We start from the raw sequence: 22,242 nt of genomic DNA, 5'->3' as shown, positions 1-22,242 counted from the left end.
GCGGTGTTGCGGAATTTTCCGTAAAGTCCGGTACTCTGAACAATTAGTCGAAAATCCTTCAGGAGAAAAGCCATGAGGTGGCAACAACGTGTTCGTGTCGCAACGGGTCTAAGTTGCTGGCAGATTGTGTTGCATTTACTGGTAGTGGCGTTGCTGGTAATGGGCTGGATGAGCGGCACGCTGGTGCACGTCGGCCTGGGATTATGCGTCGTTTACGGCGTAACGGTTTTATTAATGCTGGCCTTACAACGTCACCATGAACAGCGCTGGCGCGACGTGGCGGATGTGCTGGAAGAACTCACTACGACGTGGTATTTCGGTGCCGCGATGATTGTACTGTGGCTGCTGTCGCGCGTGCTGCAAAACAACGTCTTGCTGGCTCTGGCGGGGCTGGTGATCCTTGCCGGACCCGCCGTGGTGTCGCTGCTGGCGAAAGACAAAAAGCTACATCACCTTGCGTCGAAACATCGCATACGCCGCTGAGCCGGTTGTGGCCGCGATCACCAACAGCGGCCACAAACTTCCCCAGACAATCTTCAGACTCGCATCCTTCAGGTAAATCTGTTTCGTGATGTCCGTAAAATGGCGGATAGGGTTTATCCACGTCAGATTCTGCAACCATACCGGCATGTTTTCGACAGGCGAGACGTAGCCTGAGAGCAATATCGCCGGCATCATGAAGACAAATACGCCGATAAACGCCTGCTGCTGGGTGGCGCACAGCGATGAAATCAGCAGACCAAAACCGACCAGCGACAGCCCATAAATCACCATCGTGAAATAGAACAGCCCCAGTGAACCGGCAAACGGAATGTGATAAGCCCAGATGCCGATCGCCAGCACAATGGTGGCCTGAAAAGTGGCCACAATCAGCGCGGGCACTGCCTTGCCGATGAAAATCTGCCAGGTGGTGAGCGGGGAGACCAGCAGTTGATCGAGCGTGCCCTGTTCGCGCTCGCGGGCCACCGACAGCGAGGTGACGATCATCACGCCGATGGTGGTGATCATGGCGATCAGCGACGGAACCACGAACCATTTGTAGTCCAGATTCGGGTTATACCAGTTACGCACCACCAGTTCGCTGTTGTTCGGTTTTGGCTTGCCGTCCATCAGCTCCTGCTGGTACTCCTTCACGATCTGCTGCAGGTAATTGGCGGCAATTTGCGCGCTGTTCGAGTTACGTCCATCGAGGATAATTTGCATGGGCGCTTGCTGGAAGGTATCCAGATTCCGCGAAAAATTGGCCGGGAAGCGCACCAGCAGCAGCGCTTTTTGCGTGTCGATGGTGGGCTGGATCTCCTGTGGGCTTTTCAGTAACAGAACATGCGTAAAGGCGCTGGCGCGGGCGAAGCGCTGGGTAAGCTCCACCGAGTGTTTGCCATTGTCTTCGTTATAGATAGCGATAGTGGCGTTGGTCACTTCCAGCGTCGCGGCGAACGGGAACAGAATGACCTGAATCAGCACCGGTAAAATCAGAATGGCTCGCGTCTGCGGCTCGCGTAATAGCGATTGCAGCTCTTTACGAATTAATGTCCATAAGCGATGAAACATGCCCGTCCCCTTAATCCAGCCGACGTTTGGTTTTAAGCCACGTCAGGCCAATAAACATTACCGCCGAAGCGATTAAAAACAGCACGTTGATAATCAGCACCACCGGAATGTTGCCCGCCAAAAAAAGGCTTTGCAGGGTGCTGACGAAATAGCGCGCCGGAATAATGTAAGTCACCGCGCGGATAATCGCCGGCATGCTGTCTATCTGGAAGATAAACCCCGACAACATAATCGAGGGCAGGAAAGCGGCGTTCAGCGCAACCTGCGCGGCGTTAAATTGATTACGGGTGATGGTGGAGATAAGCAGGCCCATGCCGAGCGTACTGAGCAGGAACAGGCTGGTGATAAAAAACAGGATTAACAACGAGCCGCGATAGGGCACGCCAAGAATAAACACCGACACCAGCATACACAGCAGCATCGCCAGCATGCCTAAAAAGTAATAGGGGATCAGTTTGCACAGCAGCAGCTCGACGCGGGTAACTTCGGTAGACAACAGCGCTTCCATGGTGCCGCGCTCCCATTCACGCGCCACCACTAACGAGGTGAGGATCGCGCCAATCACCGTCATGATGATGGTTACCGCCCCGGGAATTATAAAGTGCTGGCTGATAGCCGCCGGGTTAAACCAGTAGCGGGTCTGCACATCGATTAACGGCTTAAATGATTCCCCGCGATCCTCAGCCCGCTGTTGCTGCCAAATCTGCCAGATGCCTTCGACATAACCCTGCACAAAGTTGGCGGTATTCGGTTCGCTGCCGTCAGTGATCACCTGAATAGGGGCTGTGTCGCCAGGTCGCGCCATTTGTTGGGCAAAATCTACCGGGATCACCACCAGCCCGCGAATGCGCCCGGCCTGCATTTTCTCAATCAATTCCTGACGGTTATCGCTGATGGTGGCGTCAATATACGGCGAACCGGTCATGGTGTGGGTGAAATCCAGCGCCTCTTCGCTCTGCTGTTCGAGCAAAATTCCCACTCGCAGCTTGCTGGAGTCGAGGTTGATCCCGTAGCCGAAGATAAACAGCAGCAACAACGGGATCACCACCGCAATCAGCCAACTGCTGGGATCGCGGACGATCTGGCGCGTCTCTTTTACGCACAGCGCGCGTACGCGTCGCCATGAGAGCGCGGAGTTACTCATGCGTATGCTCCTTATCCCAGTCATTGATGAGCGTAATAAACGCCTGCTCCATGGTGGGGTCCGGCGTGTCGTTATCGGCAGCCTTTGCTTTCAGGTCGTCCGGCGTGCCGCTGGCGATCAGTTTGCCGCGATACACCAGTCCGATGCGATCGCAATATTCCGCCTCATCCATAAAGTGGGTCGTCACCATTACCGTGACGCCTTTTTCCACCATGCTGTTGATATGCAACCAGAATTCTCGACGAGTAAGGGGATCAACCCCGGAAGTGGGTTCATCGAGAAACAGGATATCTGGCTCATGCATCAGCGAGCAGGCCAGCGCCAGACGTTGTTTAAAGCCCAGCGGTAGCTCGTCGGTAGCGTGGGAGGCGATGCTTTTCAGGCCAAATGCCTCACTCATGCGATCGATCTTCTCTTTCTGCGTCCGACCGCGCAGGCCGTAGACGCCGGAGAAAAAACGCAGATTCTGTTCAACCGTCAGGTTGCCGTACAGGGAGAATTTCTGCGCCATATAGCCCAGATGCTGACGCGCTTTGCCGGAGCTAACCTTGAGATCCATATCCAGCACCAGCGCTTTGCCGGAGGTAGGAACCAGCAGACCGCACATCATTTTAAAGGTGGTGGATTTCCCGGCGCCGTTGGGGCCTAACAGGCCAAAAATCTCGCCGCGCTGTACGGCAAAGTCTACATGGTCGGTAGCGGCAAAATCGCCAAACTTTTTGGTCAACGCTTTGGCTTCGATCACGGTTTCGCCAGGCGTGCCTTCCACGGTATGCAGGATGGCGCCCAGCGGTGACTCTGATGTTCCGGCCCCGCCGAGTAAATCGATAAAAGCATCCTCGAAACGGGGAGCGGTTTCGTTGATGGTTATCTCCGGCATACCGTTCGCGTCTTGAATCTGCTGGGCCGTGGCCTCTTTTTTCAGGATCAAACGGACGGATTTCCCCTGAATCATCCCGTCGCTGACCTGCGGCAGTTTTAACACGCGTTGCAACAGTCGGCGGTTATTTTCCTGCGGGCTGCTCATTAAAAAACTGCGTCCGGCCATTGTCTGCGTAAGCTGGGTCGGATCGCCCTGATACAGCAATTCGCCTTCGTTCATCAGCAGCACATCACGACACTGTTCGGCTTCATCCAGATAGGAGGTACTCCAGAGGATCAGCATCCCGTCGCCCGCCAGTTCATGGACCATTTGCCACAACTCGCGGCGGGATATCGGGTCGACGCCCACGCCGGGCTCATCCAGCAGCAACACTTTGGGCTCGCCCACCAGCGTACAGGCAAGCCCGAGCTTCTGTTTCATGCCTCCGGAAAGCTTGCCTGCCAGTCGTCCGGTAAACGGACCCAGCGAGGTAAATTCCAGTAACCGGGCAAAGGTTTTTTCTCGCACGTCGCCGGTGACGCTGCGCAAATCGGCATAGAGATTGAGGTTCTCCATGACCGTCAAATCTTCGTACAGGCCAAATTTCTGCGGCATATACCCCAGCACTGCATGCAGCGCGCTGTCGTCTTTGATGGGATCAAAGCCAATTACCGCAGCACTTCCGGCGTCGGGTTTTAACAAACCCGCCAGTATGCGCATCAGCGTGGTTTTGCCCGCGCCGTCCGGCCCGACAAGCCCGGTCACGTAGCCGGCATGAACGGTACAGTCGAGCGGGGCGACGGCCGGTTTTTCCATTCCGGCAAAGTTTTTCGTCAACCCATTCAGCGTAATGACGGCGTCAGTCATGCCGTGCCTCATCGCCAAACTTTATTGTTACCGGCATCCCCTGGCGCAGCGCATCGTCTGCGTCGGTCACCACAATGCGCAGACGATAAACCAGGTCGGTGCGCAGGTCAGGGGTCTCGACCGTTTTCGGGGTAAACTCGGCGGTAGGCGACACGAAGCCAATTTTACCGTGATAAGGCTTGTCCGGGCGGCCATCGGTGTAGAGCAGGATTTCGCGTCCTGGCTGCGCCTGGCTCAGATTTCGTTCGTCAACGTAGGCGCGAATCCAGACCGGACGCGTGAGTGATAGCGTCAGTACCGTGCCTCCTTCGTTCAGCATGCTACCCGGTTCAACCGCCCGGGTGAGAATCGTGCCGTCAGACGGAGAGGTTAACGTGGTGTCATGCAAATTCAGTTCAGCCTGCGCCAGCTCAGCTTGTGCTTGTTCGAGCGTGGCTTTCGCCTGCTCAATATCCTGCACACGATTACCGCTGCGATACTGGGCGAGTTTATCCTGCGCGGATTTCAGTGAGGCCAGCGCCTGGTCACGTGATGAACGGGCGTTTTCCAGATCGTTAGCGGAGATGGTGCGGCTTTTCCACAGTCCTACCTGTCGATTGTAGAAATTCTGCGCATAATCATAGGCGGCCTGCGCCTGTTTGACCGCCGCTGCGGTTTGCGCAATCTCTTCTTCACGATAACCGGCCAGCATCAGATCGTACTGTGCCTGGGCGGCGGCAACATTCGCTTTTGCCTGCATTAGCGCGTTTTCATACGGCGCGTGGTCCAGTTCGCCCAGCACCTGACCGGCGGTAATGGCGTCGCCTTCGTCAACCGCCAGCGAGGCCAGCCTGCCGCCGACGCGAAAACTCAGATTGACGCTACGGATATCGACGTTGCCGTAGAGCGTCAGACCGTTATCTTGCCGACTTTGATACCACCACGTTCCACCAGCAATCACGGCAACGAGGGCCGCGATAACCAGCCCGAGAACGACAGGTTTTTTCATGACTCCAGACTCCTTTGCGTTAAACCTTGCAGAATAAGATCGATGTGACAGGTAACGGTGTGCTCAATCAGCGCGGTTTTATCCTCATCAAATTGTGACCAGCCCGTACGCAACAGAATAGTTTCTTTCCCCAGACGAAAGGCCAGCACCTCGCCGAGTATGGCGTGGGTGTGCAGAATCATTTGGGTGTCGTTGGCATCGCGACCAGTATAGGCAGCAATCAGGCGCGTCAGGTGGGTATGCAGCGGATTGATAACCTGGTCGTGCACCAGTTGATAAGCCGCGGTGGGTGAAAGCTGTTCGCGTGAGATAAATTTGCTCAGGTTAACGGTGTCGTCCTGGGTTAACAGCATGATCATATTTTTACAGGCGCGCAGGATAAGTTCGCGCATCGCGCCACGATCGGGCTCCGGCTGAGTAAACAGACGCTCGGCTTCTTCCGCATGCGGGCGAAACTGTGAACCAATAAAATCGGCAATCCACTGGGCGCAGGCGAGGTATAAATCCTCTTTTGAGCCAAAATAGTAGGTGATGGCCGCAATGTTTTGTCCGGCCTGCGCGGCGATATCGCGCGTTGTGGCGTGCAGACCATACTCGCCAAACTGCGCCAGCGCGGCGGCAATGAGCTGGTTTTTCGCTTGTTCGCCTTTGGTTGTCATGGTGGGTGTATTCATTGCACGACTCTGATCTTAATCAATCGATTGATTAAGATTATGACTGATGTGCAACCTTGTCCAGTCCGCGAGGTTAATTGCTGTTGAAGGGATAATTTATGCGGTACATCACAAAAACTGCTACACTCCGCCCCTTCATGACATTGTGGTTTTTGTCATCTCTATTGTGTGTATCTCCCTGAAAACGACACCGGTAACGGTCAGGGCGGTTCGGAGTTGTTATGTCTTTTGATTCCCTTGGTTTGAACCCTGAGATTTTACGTGCCGTTGCGGAGCAGGGTTACCGTGAACCTACCCCTATTCAGCAGCAGGCGATCCCCGCCGTGCTGGAAGGCCGCGATCTGATGGCCAGCGCCCAGACCGGTACGGGGAAAACAGCAGGCTTTACCCTGCCGTTGTTGCAGCATCTTGTGACTCATCAGCCGCATGGTAAAAGCCGTCGTCCGGTTCGTGCGCTGATCCTCACGCCGACTCGCGAGCTGGCGGCCCAGATTGGCGAAAACGTACGTGATTACAGTAAGTATCTCAATATTCGCTCGCTGGTGGTTTTCGGCGGTGTCAGCATTAACCCACAGATGATGAAGCTGCGTGGCGGCGTAGATGTGCTGATTGCCACCCCGGGTCGTTTGCTCGATCTGGAACACCAGAATGCGGTGAAACTGGATCAGGTAGAGATCCTGGTGCTGGATGAAGCTGACCGCATGCTGGATATGGGCTTTATTCATGACATTCGTCGCGTTCTGGCGAAACTGCCGGCAAAACGCCAGAACCTGCTGTTCTCGGCAACGTTCTCTGACGATATTAAATCGCTGGCCGAAAAGCTGCTGCACAATCCGCTGGAAATTGAAGTGGCGCGTCGTAATACCGCGTCCGAGCAGGTGACTCAGCATGTGCATTTCGTGGATAAAAAACGCAAACGCGAACTACTTTCGCAGATGATTGGTCAGGGCAACTGGCAGCAGGTGCTGGTGTTTACCCGTACCAAACACGGTGCGAACCATCTGGCGGAACAACTGAATAAAGACGGCATTCGCAGCGCGGCGATCCACGGTAACAAATCTCAGGGGGCGCGTACGCGTGCGCTGGCCGATTTTAAATCCGGTGATATTCGCGTGCTGGTGGCGACCGATATTGCCGCGCGCGGGCTGGATATTGAAGAGCTGCCGCACGTGGTGAACTACGAGTTGCCAAACGTCCCGGAAGATTACGTGCACCGTATTGGTCGTACCGGCCGCGCGGCCGCCACCGGCGAAGCGTTGTCTCTGGTGTGCGTCGATGAACACAAACTGTTGCGTGATATCGAGAAGCTGCTGAAAAAAGAGATCCCGCGTATTGCAACGCCAGGCTACGAGCCAGACCCGTCTATCAAAGCTGAGCCGATTCAGAACGGTCGCCAGCAGCGTGGCGGCGGTCGCGGCCAGGGCGGAGCAGGACGTGGCCAGCAGCCGCGTCGTCAGGATGGCGGTGCGCCAAAAGCGAAACCGCGTAGCGGCGAAGGCAAACCGGCAGGCGATAAACCTCGTCCACCGCGCCGTCCGCGCAGACCGTCTTCAGCGCAGTAATTCACCTGCTGTATGGCTGTATAAACATGCTATCCGGTCTACACATTGTGTAGGCCGGCCAGGTCAATCATTCCCCTGAGCTTTGCGATTTCAGCACGATTGAGCAGGTATAGCGTCCTGCCGGATGAACAGAAATCGTCGTTTCAAAAACTTTTCCTTCCCTGTCCAGATAGCGGCGCACAATCCTCATCGCCGGAGAATCAGGTGCTACATTAAGGATTTTTGCCATCTTCTTAGGCACGCCAACTGCCGTAATCGTCTGGTGAACTTCATGACTTTTAATACCGTAGTGCGCTTCGATCAGATCGCTAATTAACGAGTGCGGATCATCGCGGATGTACGTGCGCAGCTTGGCGTAGTCCGTGCTGGCGTAACTGTCGGTCCAGCAAATTGGCGCGTCCGGGTTTTGCGCATCTTCACGGGTACTGGCAATGTGCAGCCATCGGGAACCTGGCGGACAGCCAATCAACTGGGACAACTCTATGTCCGCCACAATCTCATCGATTTTCTTGATGACGCGCAGATTGTTCCTGGCCAGCAGCAGCAGATCCTCAAGATGCGATAGCGGATGATTGACGCCGTTAGCCTTAGGTTCGCAAACGCGGGTTCCTGCGCCTTTACGCCGTGAAATCAAACCTTGCTCTGTTAATTCCCTTAGCGCCTCACGCATGGTGTGGCGGCTGACCTGCCATGTTTCGCACAGTTCCATTTCCGTAGGAAACAGCGAGCCGGGGGCAAAGGTTCCCACCGAAATTTGCTGTGCCAGTTCACGTGCTATTCGCTTGTACAGAGATTCTTTCATCGCAGTTTCATCAAAATATTAGTGATCTTTATCACGAAAATTTGTACGGACTATTCCCTACATTTCTTATGAATACTATAAATGTCCGTACATTTAAATGTACGGACATTTGGTAATGTCTGGACATTGTGGCGGCGTTTGAATATCCAACAAACCGCCGTAAACAAGCATCTTATCATTATCAGATTTTCCAGGGGGATTTATGGCTTCGAATGTACTTGATTCTGTTCTGTTCAGGGATTCTTTCGGCACACCGGCGATGCGCGCGGTGTTTGACGATCGCGAGCTGGTGCGCAAATACGTGGAAGTGGAAGTTGCGTTGGCTAAGGCTCAAGCGCGCTGTGGCGTAATACCTGAGGCGGCGGCGCAGGAAATTGCCGAGAAATGTAATGCCGACACGCTCGATTTTGATTTATTGCGCCATGAAACCGAAATAGTGGGGTATCCGATCCTACCGCTGGTGCACCAGATTTCTAAACAGGCTGGCGAGTCTGGCGGCTATGTGCACTGGGGGGCAACCACTCAGGACATTATGGACACCGCGGTAGTCCTACAAATTCGTGATGCGTTCACGTTAATTGAGACCGATATAAACAAACTTCGTGCGACGCTCGCAGACCTCGCACGTCGCTACCGTGATACGCCAATGGCCGGGAGAACCCACTTACAACAGGCTTTGCCCGTGACCTTCGGTTATAAAGCGGCCATCTGGCTGGATATGTTTGAACGCCACGCGGAACGTCTTACCCAGGCGCGTCCTCGTGTTCTGGTCGGCGAATTTGCGGGTGCAGCTGGTACGCTGGCATCGCTGGGGGATAAAGGGCTGGCGGTACAAAAAGCGATGATGGAAGAGCTTGGACTGAATGTTCCAACGTCCACCTGGCACGTCGCGCGTGATGGTTTTGCCGAAGCGGTTAACTTGTTAGCGGTGATTACTGGGTCGCTGGGTAAGATTGCCTACGACGTAATGTTGCTGGCAGCCAATGAGTTTGGCGAGCTGTATGAGCCGTTTGTTAAAGGGCGTGGCGCCAGCAGTACCATGCCGCAGAAACGCAACCCGATCTCCAGCGAACTGATGCTGGCCTGTGCTAAAGGCGTGCGTCAGCAAGCGGGACTGATGCTGGATGCGATGGTGCAGGACCTGGAACGGGCGACCGGGCCGTGGCATGCGGAATGGATTGCTATCCCGGAAAGTTTCGTCCTCAGCGCAGGGGCGTTGCATCAGGCCAATTTTATGCTGGCGGGGCTGATAGTCGATGAAGCGGCGATGAAACGTAACCTCGGTATGACCAACGGCCTGATAGTGGCTGAGGCGGTCATGATGGGACTGGCGCCGTACATCGGTCGTCAGGATGCGCATGATGTTGTGTACGACGCCTGCCGTATCGTCAACGAACAGGGGGGGCGACTGGCTGATGTGCTGAATGCGATGCCATCTGTTGCAGAACGACTGGATCCGCAGTTGATTGAGAAACTGACCGACCCGGCAAATTACCTGGGAATGGCACCCGCGATGGTCGATCAGGTGCTGGCCAAATATATGTCGCAGAAATGAAGGTTCTCGGGCTAACGGAATAAGGATATTTTTATGTCAACGAATTCTGTCGCGGGAAAATCCATTCTGGCGTTCCTGATACCGCTGGCGATTGGGGGGATAATTTGGTTTTATCCCGTACCTGATGGTCTGACGCCTCAGGCCTGGCATATGTTTGCTATTTTTGCCGCGACCATTGCCGCCATTCTTACCCAACCGCTCCCTTCGGGGGCGGTAATGTTGATTGCGCTTTGTGTGGTGATTTTTACCAAGACATTGCCAGAGGCGAAAGCGCTGTCAGGGTTTGCGTCCGGTACAGTATGGCTCATCTTCTGCGCCTATGTTCTTTCTCTGGGGTTTGTCACCTCCGGGCTCGGGAAACGTATCGCGTATAAAATGTTATCGCTATTTGGCGGCAGTAGCCTGGGTATCGCCTATTCGCTGGGGGTATCCGATCTGATTATGGCTCCGGCAATGCCGTCAGTGACAGCCCGTTCCGGAGGGATTATTTTCCCTATCACTCGTTCAATCAATGACGTATTAGGTTCGGCTCCGGGAGTAACCGGCAAGCGTATTGGTGATTTTTTAACCATGGTGTGCTTTCAGTTTACGCCCATTACCGGGGCGATATTCCTCACCGGGATGGCGGCAAATCCGCTGGTGGCGAGTCTGGCTAAATCCTCATTAGGCGTCGAGATAACCTGGGGCGGGTGGTTTGTTTCCGCTGTTGTTCCTGCGATGGTCTGTTTCTGTTTGATGCCGCTTCTGGTCTACAAGTTGCTGGATCCTGAGCTTAAACGTACGCCAGAGGCAAAAGCGATGGGTAAGCAGGCGCTCGGTGAACTCGGTGCGATGAGCAGTAACGAGAAAAAGGTCGCGTTTGGCTTTGTGTTGGCATTGGTCGGCTGGGGCACCAGCTTAATCACAGGATTATCGGCAACCTCGGTCGGACTGGGATTGGCCGCTTATCTTTTCGCCTCTGGCGCAGTCAGTTGGAAAAGCCTGCTCAATGACCATGCAGCGTGGGACACGGTAATCTGGTTTAGCGTCATTATTAGCCTGGCGACCGGTCTTGCCGATCTGGGCTTTATTAAATGGATGACGATAAAACTGGGCAGCGGTATTCAGGGATTTGGCGCGATAGAGTCCTTCGTTTTGCTGGGGATCCTGTATATTTATGTCCACTATCTCTTTGCCACGGCGACCGGCCATGTCGCTGCGCTGTATGCCCCTTTTGCGGCCACGGCGATCGCTGCTGGCGCGCCGCCGATGATGGTGGCGATCTGCTTTGGTATCTTCAGTAATCTGATGTGGGGCAATACGGAATACGGTGGTGGACCTGGCCCCATCTATTTTGCCCAGGGCTATTTTGAACGCCCGCGCTTTTACAAAATCAACCTCTGTGTGGTGACGGCAAATGTCATTATCATTTTTGCCGTGGGTATGCTGTGGTGGAAGTTACTGGGATATTATTAGCCGACGCGTTTATTCGGCCTGCAATGTACCTGACTGTAGGCCGAATAGGGTGTAAGCCGCCTTCCGGCAATTTAAGTCCGCGCGGCGAAGCGCTTTCCAGAATGGGGGAAAAAGGTACATCCAGCGCCTGAAATGTGCCACAATAGTGGCTGTTTATACAGTATTTCAGGTTTTCTCATGGCACTTACGGCTGCGCTGAAAGCGCAAATTGCCGCCTGGTACAAGGCGCTTCAGGAACAGATCCCCGACTTTATCCCCCGCGCACCGCAGCGGCAGATGATTGCTGACGTTGCGAAAACGCTCTCCGGGGAAGAAGGGCGGCATCTGGCGATTGAAGCGCCGACTGGAGTGGGGAAAACCCTGTCCTATTTAATTCCGGGAATCGCCATTGCCCGGGAAGAACAAAAAACGCTGGTGGTGAGTACCGCCAACGTCGCCTTGCAGGATCAGATCTACAGCAAAGATCTGCCGTTACTGCGCAAAATTATTCCTGACCTGCGTTTTACCGCCGCGTTCGGTCGTGGGCGCTATGTCTGCCCGCTTAACTTAGCGGCGCTTGCCAGTACCGAACCTAATCAGCAGGATCTGCTGGCTTTTCTCGACGATGACCTGACGCCAAATAACCAGGAAGAGCAAAAGCGCTGCGCCAGGCTGAAAGGCGACCTCGACACCTATAAATGGGACGGGCTGCGCGATCACACGGATATCGCTATTGATGACGGACTCTGGCAACGCCTGAGCACCGATAAGGCCAGCTGTCTGAATCGTAATTGTCACTATTATCGTGAATGTCCTTTTTTTGTCGCCCGCCGTGAGATTCAGGAAGCCGAAGTGGTGGTTGCCAACCATGCGCTGGTGATGGCCGCCATGGAAAGTGAAGCTGTTTTGCCGGAGCCGAAAAACCTGCTGCTGGTGCTTGATGAAGGACACCACTTGCCGGACGTTGCGCGCGATGCGCTGGAGATGAGTGCGGAAATCAGCGCTCCCTGGTATCGACTGCAGTTGGATCTGTTTTGTAAGTTAGTGGCTACCTGCCTTGAGCAGTTTCGCCCCAAAACCACGCCGCCGTTGGCAAATGCTGAGCGTCTGAACGGCCACTGCGAAGAACTGTATGAACTGATTTCTTCACTTAACAATATTCTTAATCTGTATATGCCTGCCACCCAGGAAGCAGAACACCGTTTTGCGATGGGTGAACTGCCAGCGGAAGTAATGGAGATATGTCAGCGCCTGGCGAAGCTCACAGAAATGCTGCGCGGTCTGGCTGAACTGTTCCTCAACGATCTCAGCGAAAAAACCGGCACTCACGATATTGTGCGTCTGCATCGGGTTATTTTGCAGATGAACCGGGCGCTGGGTATGTTCGAAGCGCAAAGCAAGCTGTGGCGGCTGGCCTCGCTGGCGCAGTCGTCAGGCGCTCCGGTGAGTAAATGGGCGACGCGTGAAGTGCGTGACGGGCAGATCCACGTCTGGTTCCACTGCGTGGGGATCCGCGTGAGCGATCAACTGGAAAGACTGCTGTGGCGCAGCGTACCACATATTATCGTTACCTCCGCCACACTGCGCTCGCTCAACAGCTTTTCGCGTCTACAGGAGATGAGCGGCCTCAAAGAAAAGGCCGGTGACCGCTTTGTCGCGCTGGATTCTCCGTTTAATCATGTTGAGCAAGGCAAAATTGTTATTCCTCAGATGCGCTACGAACCGTTGATAGAGAACGAAGAGCAGCATATTGCGGAAATGGCTGCCTATTTCCGCGAACAGCTGGAAAGCAAAAAGCATCAGGGCATGCTGGTGCTGTTTGCCAGCGGTCGGGCGATGCAGCGTTTTCTTGAGCACGTCGCCGATCTACGTCTGCTGTTGCTGGTCCAGGGCGATCAGCCGCGATATCGTCTGGTGGAGCTACACCGCAAACGGGTACAAAACGGTGAGCGTAGCGTGCTGGTGGGTCTGCAATCTTTTGCCGAAGGTCTGGATTTGAAAGGCGACCTGCTGACGCAGGTGCATATTCATAAAATCGCCTTTCCGCCAATCGACAGCCCGGTAGTGATCACCGAGGGTGAGTGGCTGAAAAGCCTGAATCGTTATCCTTTCGAAGTACAGAGTTTACCGGCCGCATCGTTTAATTTAATCCAGCAGGTCGGGCGACTCATCCGTAGCCACGGCTGCTGGGGGGAAGTGGTTATTTATGACAAGCGTTTATTGACCAAAAACTACGGCAAGCGTTTACTGAATGCGTTACCCATATTTCCGATAGAGCAACCTGCTGTGCCAGACGTTATAGTAAAACCAAAAGAAAAAGCGAAACCCACGCGCCGCCGCAGGCGTTAACGATGTGAGCAACAGCAAGGAGTTATCGATGGATTACCGCAAAATCATCAAAGAGATTGGGCGAGGGAAAAATCACGCGCGTGACCTGGATAAGGATACTGCTCGCGGACTGTATACCCATATGCTGAACGGCGATGTACCGGAGCTTGAGATGGGCGGCGTACTGATTGCGCTACGTATTAAAGGCGAGGGTGAAGCGGAGATGCTGGGCTTTTACGAAGCGATGCAGAACCATACTATTCGCTTGACGCCGCCGGTTGCTAAACCCATGCCCATTGTTATTCCCAGCTATAATGGCGCACGCAAGCAGGCGAATCTGACTCCGTTGCTGGCAATTTTACTGCACAAGCTGGGCTTCCCGGTAGTGGTGCACGGCGTCAGTGAAGATCCAACCCGCGTGCTGACAGAAACCATTTTCGAACTGATGGGCATTACGCCAACGCAGCATGCGGCGCAGGCACAGGCAAAACTCGATGGTCATGAGCCGGTGTTTATCCCGGTGAGCGCGCTGTGTCCTCCGCTGGAGAAACAGCTGGCGATGCGCTGGAGAATGGGCGTGCGTAACAGCGCGCATACGCTGGCTAAACTCGCCACGCCGTTTGCTGAAGATGCCGCGCTGCGTCTTGCCAGCGTGTCGCATCCGGAATATGTATCGCGCGTGGCGAAATTCTTTAGCGACATCGGTGGCCGTGGCCTGTTGATGCACGGTACAGAAGGCGAGGTGTATGCCAACCCGCAGCGCTGTCCGCAGATAAGCCTGATCGATTCATCCGGTGTGCGAGTGTTGCAGGAGCGTCAGAGTGAGATGCCCGACGAGCCGGTACCGCTGCCAGTGGCAAAAGATCCGGAAACTACCGCGCGCTGGATTGAACGTTGTCTGGCCGGTAGCGAGCCTGTTCCGGCCTCGTTGAAAATTCAGATGGCCTGCTGCCTGGTCGCAACCGGCGAATCTTCCTCGCTGGCTGAAGGCCTTGCTCGCGTCGGGCAAAGCTTCTAATTTTCTTGTTCCCCCCGACAGGTCATTTACCAGGCCTGTCGGTTCATCCTTTGCATCAACGTGAAATTTCTGCACGTTTATTGATCTCCTGACTGCCGTGGCGCAGCATAGTTTGTTGAAAAATAAGAAACACAACAAACACGCGACACAACAGGAGATAACAATGAACAGTGGACATCGCTTCCATGTGCCAACGCTGCACGCCTTTATTCAGGCCGTTTTTCACCAGATGGGGAGTAACGAGCAGGAAGCGCGGCTGGTGGCCGATCATCTGATTGCCTCTAACCTCGCCGGGCACGACTCCCACGGCATCGGCATGATCCCAAGCTATATTCGCTCCTTCTCGCAGGGACATCTGCAGATCAACCGTCATGCCAAAGTGGTTAAAGATGCGGGGGCGGTGATTACGCTTGATGGCGATTGCGCATTTGGTCAGGTGGCGGCGCACGAGGCAATGACGCTTGGGATTGAAAAAGCGCGCCAGTACGGTATCGCCGCCGTGGCGTTACACAATTCGCACCATATCGGACGCATTGGTTACTGGGCGGAACAATGTGCGGCGGCAGGTTTTGTCTCGGTACACTTTGTGAATGTGGTGGGCATCCCGATGGTCGCGCCGTTCCACGGCCGCGATAGCCGTTTTGGCACCAACCCTTTCTGCGTCGTTTTTCCGCGTAAAGATACTTTCCCGTTGTTGTTGGACTATGCAACCAGCGCCATCGCTTTTGGCAAAACCCGCGTGGCATGGCATAAGGGGGAACCGGTGGCTCCCGGATGTCTGATTGATGCCGAAGGAGCGCCGACAACCGATCCTGCTGTGATGCAGGTCTCTCCGCTGGGGTCGTTGCTGACCTTCGCTCAACACAAGGGTTATGCGTTGGCGGCGATGTGCGAAATTATGGGCGGCGCGCTTTCTGGTGGTAAAACCACACATGAGGAGAGCCTGCAGACCAGTGCGGACGCCATCATTAACTGTATGACCACCCTTATTATTAACCCGGAACTGTTCGGCGCGCCGGATTGCGATAACCAAGTCGCGGCATTTACTGAGTGGGTAAAAGCGTCCCCACATGCCGATGACGCCCCGATCCTGTTGCCAGGTGAGTGGGAGGTGAATACTCGTGAGGAAAGGCTGGAACAAGGTATTCCGCTGGATGCCGGAAGCTGGCAGGCAATCTGCGAGGCGGCGTTGCAAATAGGGATGCCCGACACCGTGTTACAGGAATTCCGTCAACGGCTGAAACACCAGGCAAAAAAAAGCCCGTCCAGTGGCGGACGGGCAAACAAAGGGTAACAAACAGGGTCAATGAGGGTTGGAGCATTGGGTCGTACAGGTAATCTTTCGGTTATTTATAGATAACCGCGGTGCCGCTCATTTTGTCGTTGCCGACAGCAGAGGTGATGTTGTAGCCCGTTGCGCCGGCAGCGGCGGCTTTCTCAGCCAGTTTTGCTTCCAGACCGTCCAGCGTGGTGGCGCCATCAGCAGATACCACACCAATTTTATTCATGCTTTGTGCCTGAGTGGAGGAAACCGGCTCGGCAGCGAAAACGCCAAATGACAGGGTAGAAAGGGCGATGGCGGCAACGGCAAATTTAATATTTTTCATGATTAATCTCTCGCAGGTTTGTTCTGTTAGTCAGTGTTCTGGTAAGAAGACGTTGTTTCGTCGATGTGAGAAGTATCACGTTTTTTTATGCGAGAGAAAATCGAATAGAATTGACGGCGTCAATCAAAAAAATTGAATGACAAATAACTTATTGAATATTAATAAATTCGAAAGAGGGATTTACAGTTCTTGTCGCTGCGCTTTACAGTGAAAGCGACAACGGCACATTTTGCTACACAGCATGCGAAAAAGCGTGCTCGTAAAGGAAATTATCTGCGCTGAAACGTTTGGTAAAGATAAGTCAACGTAACTGGCTGTCTTTCGAACCTCTGCGATTATATCCTGAAAATGCTGAGCTATGTGAATCTTTATCCTGCTGACAGGCTATGCATAAGCGTACGCCTGGCACTGCCTCACGTCTGGCCTGCGGGATAGGATTACCGCACTCTTCGCATTCATACAGACTTTCCCCGCTCGGTAATTCACCACGGGCGCGGGCAACAGCATCTTCAATAGTATTGTTGATCTGCTCGTTAACTGCGTCGTCATTTGCCCATCCGGATGCCATATGTACCTCCTGTTATTGTCTACAGAATAAGTATAGCGAATATGATGGCTGAAAAACGACCACACATCAGCGGTATCAGATTTCGGACCATTCGCGCAGGAAACTGCATTCGGGATGAATGCAGTTGGGCTGAAGTGGAGGGGTTACTTATAGATAGTGGCGCTACCGTACATCTGGTTTTTACCGCCTGCAGAGTTAACGACAAAGCCTTTTGCGCCTTGTTCTTTTGCTTTCTCTGCCAGCTTGTCTTCGAGATCGCTCAGGTTAGTGGCGCCGGTAGCGAATACTGTACCTGAGGCCTGGAGCTGACCGGTTGCTGGGCTGGTGTTGGGTTGTGCGGCAAAGGACGCAAACGTCATACCGGTTAGTACGGTAGCGGCAAGTAATGTGAGGCATTTCTTCATGGTGATATCCTCTGAGAAACAACAGGTGGTGCCTGATAAGTTTAGGCCGCCAGCGGAAGACATTAACCGCAAAAAACTGGTGATAACATGTCTGTTTTTTGAACAATCGGTAAGGCAACGTCCAGGCATAAAAAATCAAATATCCTTGTTGTGTGTGTTTACCGCGTGGCGTTATGCGGGTATCTTACGCCGCTGTTAAAAGGAGAATGCTATGTCCCCCCAGAAACCGGGATTACACCCGCGTAACCGCCACAATGGCCGTTATGATCTTGCGACTTTATGCCAGGTTACACCCGAGTTGACGCAATTTCTCACCCTCACGCCCGGCGGTGAGCAGAGCGTTAACTTCGCCAATCCGCAGGCAGTGAAGGCGCTCAATAAAGCACTGCTGGCGCATTTTTATGCGGTGAAAAACTGGGATATTCCAGACGGTTTTCTGTGTCCGCCAGTTCCTGGTCGTGCGGACTACATTCACCATCTGGCCGACCTGTTAGGTGAAACGACAGGAACTATTCCGGTAAATGCGAGCGTGCTGGATGTAGGGGTTGGGGCAAACTGCATTTATCCGCTGATTGGCGTGCATGAATACGGCTGGCGATTCACCGGTAGCGAAACCAGTAGCGAAGCGTTTAACAGCGCTCAGGCGATTGTTAACGCCAATCCGGGGTTGACTCGCGCAATTCGTTTGCGCCGGCAAAAAGATGCAGCGTCAATCTTCACCGGTATCATTCATAAAAATGAGCAGTATGAAGCCACAGTATGTAACCCGCCATTCCATGGTTCTGCGGCCTCAGCCCGCGCCGGAAGCGAACGTAAGCGTCGTAATCTGGGTCAGGACAAAGATGATGCGCTGAACTTTGGCGGACAGCAGCAGGAGCTGTGGTGTGAAGGCGGCGAAGTGGCGTTCATCAAGAAAATGATCGCCGAAAGCCAGGCCTTTGACCGTCAGGTGATGTGGTTTACCACGCTGGTTTCGCGCGGTGAGAATTTACCTCCGCTGTATCACGCATTAACGGATGCGGGCGCGGTGAAAGTGGTTAAGAAAGAGATGGCCCAGGGGCAAAAGCAGAGCCGCTTTATTGCCTGGACCTTTATGGATAACGATCAGCGTCGTCGTTTTATGGCGCGTAAACGCTAGAGCGTTGGCTCCCCTGGCGGCAGTTGTTCGCTTGCCGCCGACGGAGGGCCATTCACCGGTGCAGGCAAGACCTGATACGTCTGTACCGGGGCGCGTACGTTGGCCAGATCGAAGTGTTTTTTCACCTGGCTGTCGAGCGCGAAACGTACCGTCCACTGTTTCAGCGGCAGGGTCGTAAATGAGACCCGTAGCGTGAAAGCCGTATTGGTTAACCCCACGATCCCGGCAAACGACGGCTCGCCGATAATAAGCCCGCGAATATCGTCCTTTTCCATCAGCTCAGCGACAGCGTCTTTCAACGCCTGATTGGCTTTATCCGCATCTTCATGACGGTCGACATCGTAATTGGCGACGACTGAGCCAATGCCACGCACAAAGTTGGCGAAGGTGGTTATCGATGACCAGGGAATGATATGGTACGCCCCGGTATCCTGACGCACCCCCACAGAACGAATGGACATCCTTTCAACCGTACCGGTGAGTGGACCGATAGTGACTAAATCCCCGGTGTTCATACCATTTTCGAACTGAATGAAGATCCCGGTGATAATGTCTTTTACCAGCGTTTGCGAGCCAAAAGAGATCGCCAGCCCCAGCGCCCCGGCACCGGCCAGCAAGGGGGCGATGTTGACGCCAATTTCGGACAGCACAATCATGATGGTAATAGTGCTGATAATCACCGCCAGCGCATTGCGGAACAGCGTTAACAGCGTGCGGGTACGGGCACTGGGCAATGGGCGACCGTGTATATCGGAAGCCAGACGATTTTCAATCAGGCTGGCAAGGATCGTCCAGCCAATGGCGGAGAAGAAAAGAATCAGCGCGATACGAATCAGGATATCCACCGTTTTCTCTCCGGCGCCGTAATGCAGCCAGTTCCAGAAGTCGAACAATCCCCAGGCATTGAGCAGCAGCATCACCGCGACGCACACCGTCAGGATCCGGGCCACGCTTAACGCCGTCGACAGCCAGCCATTCAGCCGTTTTTGTAATTCCGGGTAGCTGCGCTGGGTATGTGGCGACAGGGTAATCGTTTTGGCTATCCAACGCGAAAGCATGCCGGAAACAAAGGCGGCAATGCCGATAATCACCAGGCTGCGTAACGTTGCGCCCATCATGAATTTCAGACTGTTTCCAGGGTCAAACAGCGAGAAGAAAAACAGCACAATGAAGTAAGCGCTGGCCAGCCAATGCCATACCAGCGCGAAGGCGCGGATGAACAGGCTGAAAAAGGCTAGCGATCTTTCCGCCAGATTGAGCAAATGCTGCGTGATCTCTTTCTTATTTCTGAAAATCAGATACAGCGCCCATAGCGTGATACACAGCATGATGATGACGTTTGCCATCGCACCGACCTGCACGTTAACCTGATTTGAGATAATAGGAACGGCAACAATCAGTCCGTAACCAATCAGGCTGCTTAATGAACTCAAACGGCGATTCCAGTAGCGCGCGCCGTCATCCTGAATGTTAAACGGGCGTAGCTCCGCTACCGTCGGGCAAAATATCAGACGTAAAATCGCTTTGAAGAACTCAATCAACGCAAAGGCATTGAGGAACAGACTTTGCTGGAAAGCGATGGTGCGGCTCCCGGCGTTCATTCGATCGCTCAGAATCTGCCCTATAAACAACGTTAGCGCCAGCAGTAATAAATCGATAATAAATGCGCCGACGATCATTGCCGGAAGCTGTAGCCAGTTGCTGCGTTCGCGGTTTTTCCGTCGTGCCCATTGCCCCATTTTGCGATACAGCGGCAGCGCGCACAGGCGGATCAGCCAGTAAAACCCAAACACTGACGCTGCCAGCATTAAAAAATGGGTCAGGGCATTGGTGAAGGTTTGCGGGTTAAAGGTTTTATGCGGGGCGTCGGTGATGTTGCGGTAAAGCTGGGCAAAGCGGTCGGAAAGAACTTCACTATAGTGACGACTGACATCTGTCACGTTTTCCAATACCGTTTTTTCTTCAGTTAGCGTGGGGGGGACAATCACCGGCACGGGTTCGGGAGGAGGCGTTGCCGCGACTTTGCGCAATTGACCAATCAACTCCTGGCGCGATGCTTCATTGTCCAGTACGTCAGCCAGCGCGGCGTAAGCGGCTTTCTTTTGCTCAACATCAGGCTCTTTTGCGGGGGTGGCTTGCGGGTCGGCTGAAGTCGAGGTTGTGACGCCGGGTATTGTCACCGCGTGAGACGGTATGCTCAGCAGACAAAAGAAGACCAACAGGATCCAGCGCATGACTCCTCCCATGAGAAAATAAATTCAAAAGGATAAGTATAGATGCCAGAGCGTAAGAGAATGGAAATGAGAGGATTCTGGTGAAAACCTCCCTTCGGGCGAAGGGAGGTCAATGCATCAGGAGACGTGCTGCAAGAACTCCTGTAAACGCTGGCTGGGTGGATTTTCAATCAGGGCTTGCGGATTACCGTCTTCGGCAATACGTCCCTTATCAATGAAAATCAGACGTGAGGCCACTTTTTCGGCAAAGCCGATCTCGTGGGTCACAATCACCATGGTCATTCCTTCTTCCGCCAGATCCTGCATGACTTTCAGAACTTCGTGACGCAGTTCAGGGTCAAGCGCCGAGGTTGGCTCATCAAACAGCATCATTTTCGGCTTTACTGCCAGTGCACGGGCGATAGCCACACGCTGTTGTTGACCGCCGGACAGTTCAGAAGGGTAGTGATGCGCGCGCTCGGCCAGGCCGACCTTCGCCAGCAATTCTTTCGCCAACTTCTCTGCCTGTTCTTTATTCGCCCCGCGTACGCGCTGCGGCCCAAACATGACGTTTTCCAGCGCCGTCAGGTGGGGGAACAGGTAGAACTGCTGAAACACCATCCCGGCTTCCTGGCGAATTAACCGCTCATCGACCTTGGGATCGTTGACTTTCAGACCGTCGACGATCAGATCGCCAGAGGTTATCTCTTCCAGCTTGTTAATGCAGCGCAGCAGAGTAGATTTACCGGAACCGGACGGCCCGATGATGACCACGACTTCGCCCTGCTTAATGTTCAGATCAATATTGTGCAGCACCTGGGTAGGACCAAAGTGCTTAGAAACGTTTTTAAATTCAATCACAGGATTTTCATCCTTCTTTCCAGACGACGCAGAATGAAGCTCAGCACCAGCGTAATGATCAGATAGAACACCGCAACGGCGCTCCAGATTTCCAGTGCGCGGAAGTTACCGGCAATGATTTCCTGGCCCTGGCGGGTCAGTTCAGCGACGCCAATGACGATAAACAGCGAGGTATCTTTAATGCTGATGATCCACTGGTTGCCCAGCGGCGGCAGCATACGACGCAGCGCGAGAGGCAAAATAACGTGACGGATAGTCTCTGTACGTGAAAGTCCAAGCGCCAGTCCGGCTTCACTGAATCCTTTATGGATTGAGAGCACCGCGCCGCGGGTGATTTCCGCAATATAGGCACCGGAGTTGATCATAATGGTGACAACGGCGGCGCTAAAGGGGTCAATACGTAAATCGTTAAACGCCATTGGCAGAGCGAAGTAGATAAACATCACTTGCACAACGATTGGTGTACCGCGAATGACTTCGATAAACACCAGCGCTACGTGGTTGGCTATCCAACCGCCGAAAGTACGCGCAAACCCTGCTGCAAGCCCGATTACCAGGCCGCCAGCCAGACCGAGGATCGAGATCCATAAGGTCATTTTGGCGCCTTCAATCAAAAGCGGGATGGCGGGCCAGATGGCACTCCAGTCAAACTGCATATGTCGTTCC

The 22,242-nt window shown here is 53.9% G+C and carries 20 protein-coding genes; 8 read left to right on the top strand and 12 right to left on the bottom strand.

Going from position 1 to position 22,242, the window contains the following annotated elements; genetic code table 11:
- Nucleotides 1-72: 72 nt before the first annotated feature.
- Nucleotides 73-483, top strand: coding sequence for a YbhQ family protein (locus tag FDW97_RS10100; RefSeq protein ID WP_006685384.1), 411 nt, complete (start codon nucleotides 73-75; stop codon nucleotides 481-483).
- Here FDW97_RS10100 and FDW97_RS10095 read toward each other — a convergent pair.
- The 5 genes from FDW97_RS10095 to cecR are packed head-to-tail and all read right to left on the bottom strand — an operon-like array spanning nucleotide 445 to nucleotide 6,086.
- A complete protein-coding gene (locus FDW97_RS10095; protein WP_003831543.1) occupies nucleotides 445-1,551 on the bottom strand; it encodes an ABC transporter permease in 1,107 nt (368 codons plus the stop codon). The genes FDW97_RS10100 and FDW97_RS10095 overlap by 39 nt on opposite strands.
- A gap of 10 nt (nucleotides 1,552-1,561) precedes the next feature.
- Nucleotides 1,562-2,695 (bottom strand): ABC transporter permease, encoded by a 1,134-nt coding sequence (locus FDW97_RS10090; RefSeq protein ID WP_038639081.1) that lies wholly within the window; start codon nucleotides 2,693-2,695, stop codon nucleotides 1,562-1,564.
- A complete protein-coding gene (locus tag FDW97_RS10085) occupies nucleotides 2,688-4,424 on the bottom strand; it encodes an ATP-binding cassette domain-containing protein (RefSeq protein ID WP_137350994.1) in 1,737 nt (578 codons plus the stop codon). The genes FDW97_RS10090 and FDW97_RS10085 overlap by 8 nt, the downstream gene beginning before the upstream one ends.
- Nucleotides 4,417-5,412, bottom strand: coding sequence for a secretion protein HlyD (gene hlyD / locus FDW97_RS10080; protein ID WP_069323206.1), 996 nt, complete (start codon nucleotides 5,410-5,412; stop codon nucleotides 4,417-4,419). The genes FDW97_RS10085 and hlyD overlap by 8 nt, the downstream gene beginning before the upstream one ends.
- Nucleotides 5,409-6,086, bottom strand: a complete 678-nt coding sequence (gene cecR, locus FDW97_RS10075) for a transcriptional regulator CecR (RefSeq protein WP_121528794.1) — start codon at nucleotides 6,084-6,086, stop codon at nucleotides 5,409-5,411. The genes hlyD and cecR overlap by 4 nt, the downstream gene beginning before the upstream one ends.
- Before the next feature lie 221 nt (nucleotides 6,087-6,307).
- Here cecR and rhlE point away from each other — a divergent pair, with 221 nt between their 5' ends.
- The gene (gene rhlE, locus FDW97_RS10070) at nucleotides 6,308-7,648 is read left to right on the top strand and encodes an ATP-dependent RNA helicase RhlE (protein WP_069323207.1); all 1,341 of its coding nucleotides are present in this window, start codon (nucleotides 6,308-6,310) and stop codon (nucleotides 7,646-7,648) included.
- 67 nt (nucleotides 7,649-7,715) lie between these two features.
- Here rhlE and FDW97_RS10065 read toward each other — a convergent pair whose 3' ends face one another.
- Nucleotides 7,716-8,450 carry a GntR family transcriptional regulator gene (locus FDW97_RS10065; protein ID WP_079224891.1) on the bottom strand — a complete coding sequence of 245 codons (735 nt, stop codon included), beginning with the start codon at nucleotides 8,448-8,450 and terminating at the stop codon, nucleotides 7,716-7,718.
- A 202-nt stretch (nucleotides 8,451-8,652) separates the two neighbouring features.
- Here FDW97_RS10065 and FDW97_RS10060 point away from each other — a divergent pair, with 202 nt between their 5' ends.
- The 5 genes from FDW97_RS10060 to FDW97_RS10040 all read left to right on the top strand — a co-directional run bounded on the left by FDW97_RS10060 (nucleotide 8,653) and on the right by FDW97_RS10040 (nucleotide 16,079).
- Nucleotides 8,653-10,005 (top strand): adenylosuccinate lyase family protein, encoded by a 1,353-nt coding sequence (locus tag FDW97_RS10060; RefSeq protein ID WP_085047469.1) that lies wholly within the window; start codon nucleotides 8,653-8,655, stop codon nucleotides 10,003-10,005.
- A 33-nt stretch (nucleotides 10,006-10,038) separates the two neighbouring features.
- Nucleotides 10,039-11,460 (top strand): DASS family sodium-coupled anion symporter, encoded by a 1,422-nt coding sequence (locus FDW97_RS10055; RefSeq protein ID WP_121528796.1) that lies wholly within the window; start codon nucleotides 10,039-10,041, stop codon nucleotides 11,458-11,460.
- Between the two features lie 177 nt (nucleotides 11,461-11,637).
- Nucleotides 11,638-13,788 carry an ATP-dependent DNA helicase DinG gene (dinG, locus tag FDW97_RS10050; RefSeq protein ID WP_137350993.1) on the top strand — a complete coding sequence of 717 codons (2,151 nt, stop codon included), beginning with the start codon at nucleotides 11,638-11,640 and terminating at the stop codon, nucleotides 13,786-13,788.
- Nucleotides 13,789-13,816: 28 nt separating this feature from the next.
- Nucleotides 13,817-14,785: a DNA-binding protein YbiB gene (gene ybiB, locus FDW97_RS10045; protein ID WP_137350992.1), complete on the top strand. Its 969-nt coding sequence runs from the start codon at nucleotides 13,817-13,819 to the stop codon at nucleotides 14,783-14,785.
- A 163-nt stretch (nucleotides 14,786-14,948) separates the two neighbouring features.
- Nucleotides 14,949-16,079, top strand: a complete 1,131-nt coding sequence (locus tag FDW97_RS10040) for a malate/lactate/ureidoglycolate dehydrogenase (protein WP_087857596.1) — start codon at nucleotides 14,949-14,951, stop codon at nucleotides 16,077-16,079.
- Between the two features lie 52 nt (nucleotides 16,080-16,131).
- On the opposite strand, the gene ybiJ is transcribed toward FDW97_RS10040, so the two are convergent.
- The 3 genes from ybiJ to mcbA all read right to left on the bottom strand — a co-directional run bounded on the left by ybiJ (nucleotide 16,132) and on the right by mcbA (nucleotide 17,364).
- A complete protein-coding gene (ybiJ, locus tag FDW97_RS10035; protein ID WP_006685371.1) occupies nucleotides 16,132-16,392 on the bottom strand; it encodes a DUF1471 family protein YbiJ in 261 nt (86 codons plus the stop codon).
- Between the two features lie 301 nt (nucleotides 16,393-16,693).
- Nucleotides 16,694-16,960 (bottom strand): DksA/TraR family C4-type zinc finger protein, encoded by a 267-nt coding sequence (locus FDW97_RS10030; protein ID WP_085047465.1) that lies wholly within the window; start codon nucleotides 16,958-16,960, stop codon nucleotides 16,694-16,696.
- A gap of 143 nt (nucleotides 16,961-17,103) precedes the next feature.
- Nucleotides 17,104-17,364: a DUF1471 family periplasmic protein McbA gene (gene mcbA / locus FDW97_RS10025; RefSeq protein ID WP_069323210.1), complete on the bottom strand. Its 261-nt coding sequence runs from the start codon at nucleotides 17,362-17,364 to the stop codon at nucleotides 17,104-17,106.
- Nucleotides 17,365-17,575: 211 nt separating this feature from the next.
- Here mcbA and rlmF point away from each other — a divergent pair, with 211 nt between their 5' ends.
- A complete protein-coding gene (rlmF, locus tag FDW97_RS10020; RefSeq protein ID WP_137350991.1) occupies nucleotides 17,576-18,502 on the top strand; it encodes a 23S rRNA (adenine(1618)-N(6))-methyltransferase RlmF in 927 nt (308 codons plus the stop codon).
- Here the strand turns inward: rlmF and ybiO are convergent.
- The 3 genes from ybiO to glnP form a co-directional block, all read right to left on the bottom strand.
- Nucleotides 18,499-20,736, bottom strand: coding sequence for a mechanosensitive channel protein (gene ybiO, locus FDW97_RS10015; protein WP_038639109.1), 2,238 nt, complete (start codon nucleotides 20,734-20,736; stop codon nucleotides 18,499-18,501). The genes rlmF and ybiO overlap by 4 nt on opposite strands.
- 117 nt (nucleotides 20,737-20,853) lie before the next feature.
- Nucleotides 20,854-21,576, bottom strand: coding sequence for a glutamine ABC transporter ATP-binding protein GlnQ (glnQ, locus tag FDW97_RS10010; protein ID WP_042309588.1), 723 nt, complete (start codon nucleotides 21,574-21,576; stop codon nucleotides 20,854-20,856).
- Nucleotides 21,573-22,232 carry a glutamine ABC transporter permease GlnP gene (gene glnP / locus FDW97_RS10005; protein ID WP_006685364.1) on the bottom strand — a complete coding sequence of 220 codons (660 nt, stop codon included), beginning with the start codon at nucleotides 22,230-22,232 and terminating at the stop codon, nucleotides 21,573-21,575. Before glnP ends, glnQ begins: the two co-directional genes overlap by 4 nt.
- Nucleotides 22,233-22,242: the final 10 nt, after the last annotated feature.

This window comes from Citrobacter sp. wls708, from assembly GCF_005281255.1.
Lineage (GTDB): Bacteria > Pseudomonadota > Gammaproteobacteria > Enterobacterales > Enterobacteriaceae > Citrobacter > Citrobacter werkmanii.
The sequence above is the reverse complement of the archived record's forward strand: the minus strand, read 5'-3'. Positions and strand labels throughout refer to the sequence as shown.

What these genes read in the sequence shown, in the direction of transcription:
- rlmF (WP_137350991.1), top strand. Translation starts at nt 17,576, where the DNA reads ATGTCCCCCCAGAAACCGGGATTACACCCGCGTAACCGCCACAATGGC.
- glnP (WP_006685364.1), bottom strand. Translation starts at nt 22,232, where the DNA reads ATGCAGTTTGACTGGAGTGCCATCTGGCCCGCCATCCCGCTTTTGATT.
- FDW97_RS10030 (WP_085047465.1), bottom strand. Translation starts at nt 16,960, where the DNA reads ATGGCATCCGGATGGGCAAATGACGACGCAGTTAACGAGCAGATCAAC.
- FDW97_RS10100 (WP_006685384.1), top strand. Translation starts at nt 73, where the DNA reads ATGAGGTGGCAACAACGTGTTCGTGTCGCAACGGGTCTAAGTTGCTGG.
- FDW97_RS10090 (WP_038639081.1), bottom strand. Translation starts at nt 2,695, where the DNA reads ATGAGTAACTCCGCGCTCTCATGGCGACGCGTACGCGCGCTGTGCGTA.
- dinG (WP_137350993.1), top strand. Translation starts at nt 11,638, where the DNA reads ATGGCACTTACGGCTGCGCTGAAAGCGCAAATTGCCGCCTGGTACAAG.
- FDW97_RS10085 (WP_137350994.1), bottom strand. Translation starts at nt 4,424, where the DNA reads ATGACTGACGCCGTCATTACGCTGAATGGGTTGACGAAAAACTTTGCC.
- FDW97_RS10095 (WP_003831543.1), bottom strand. Translation starts at nt 1,551, where the DNA reads ATGTTTCATCGCTTATGGACATTAATTCGTAAAGAGCTGCAATCGCTA.
- mcbA (WP_069323210.1), bottom strand. Translation starts at nt 17,364, where the DNA reads ATGAAGAAATGCCTCACATTACTTGCCGCTACCGTACTAACCGGTATG.
- FDW97_RS10065 (WP_079224891.1), bottom strand. Translation starts at nt 8,450, where the DNA reads ATGAAAGAATCTCTGTACAAGCGAATAGCACGTGAACTGGCACAGCAA.
- FDW97_RS10060 (WP_085047469.1), top strand. Translation starts at nt 8,653, where the DNA reads ATGGCTTCGAATGTACTTGATTCTGTTCTGTTCAGGGATTCTTTCGGC.
- rhlE (WP_069323207.1), top strand. Translation starts at nt 6,308, where the DNA reads ATGTCTTTTGATTCCCTTGGTTTGAACCCTGAGATTTTACGTGCCGTT.
- ybiO (WP_038639109.1), bottom strand. Translation starts at nt 20,736, where the DNA reads ATGCGCTGGATCCTGTTGGTCTTCTTTTGTCTGCTGAGCATACCGTCT.
- ybiJ (WP_006685371.1), bottom strand. Translation starts at nt 16,392, where the DNA reads ATGAAAAATATTAAATTTGCCGTTGCCGCCATCGCCCTTTCTACCCTG.
- ybiB (WP_137350992.1), top strand. Translation starts at nt 13,817, where the DNA reads ATGGATTACCGCAAAATCATCAAAGAGATTGGGCGAGGGAAAAATCAC.
- FDW97_RS10040 (WP_087857596.1), top strand. Translation starts at nt 14,949, where the DNA reads ATGAACAGTGGACATCGCTTCCATGTGCCAACGCTGCACGCCTTTATT.
- FDW97_RS10055 (WP_121528796.1), top strand. Translation starts at nt 10,039, where the DNA reads ATGTCAACGAATTCTGTCGCGGGAAAATCCATTCTGGCGTTCCTGATA.
- cecR (WP_121528794.1), bottom strand. Translation starts at nt 6,086, where the DNA reads ATGAATACACCCACCATGACAACCAAAGGCGAACAAGCGAAAAACCAG.
- hlyD (WP_069323206.1), bottom strand. Translation starts at nt 5,412, where the DNA reads ATGAAAAAACCTGTCGTTCTCGGGCTGGTTATCGCGGCCCTCGTTGCC.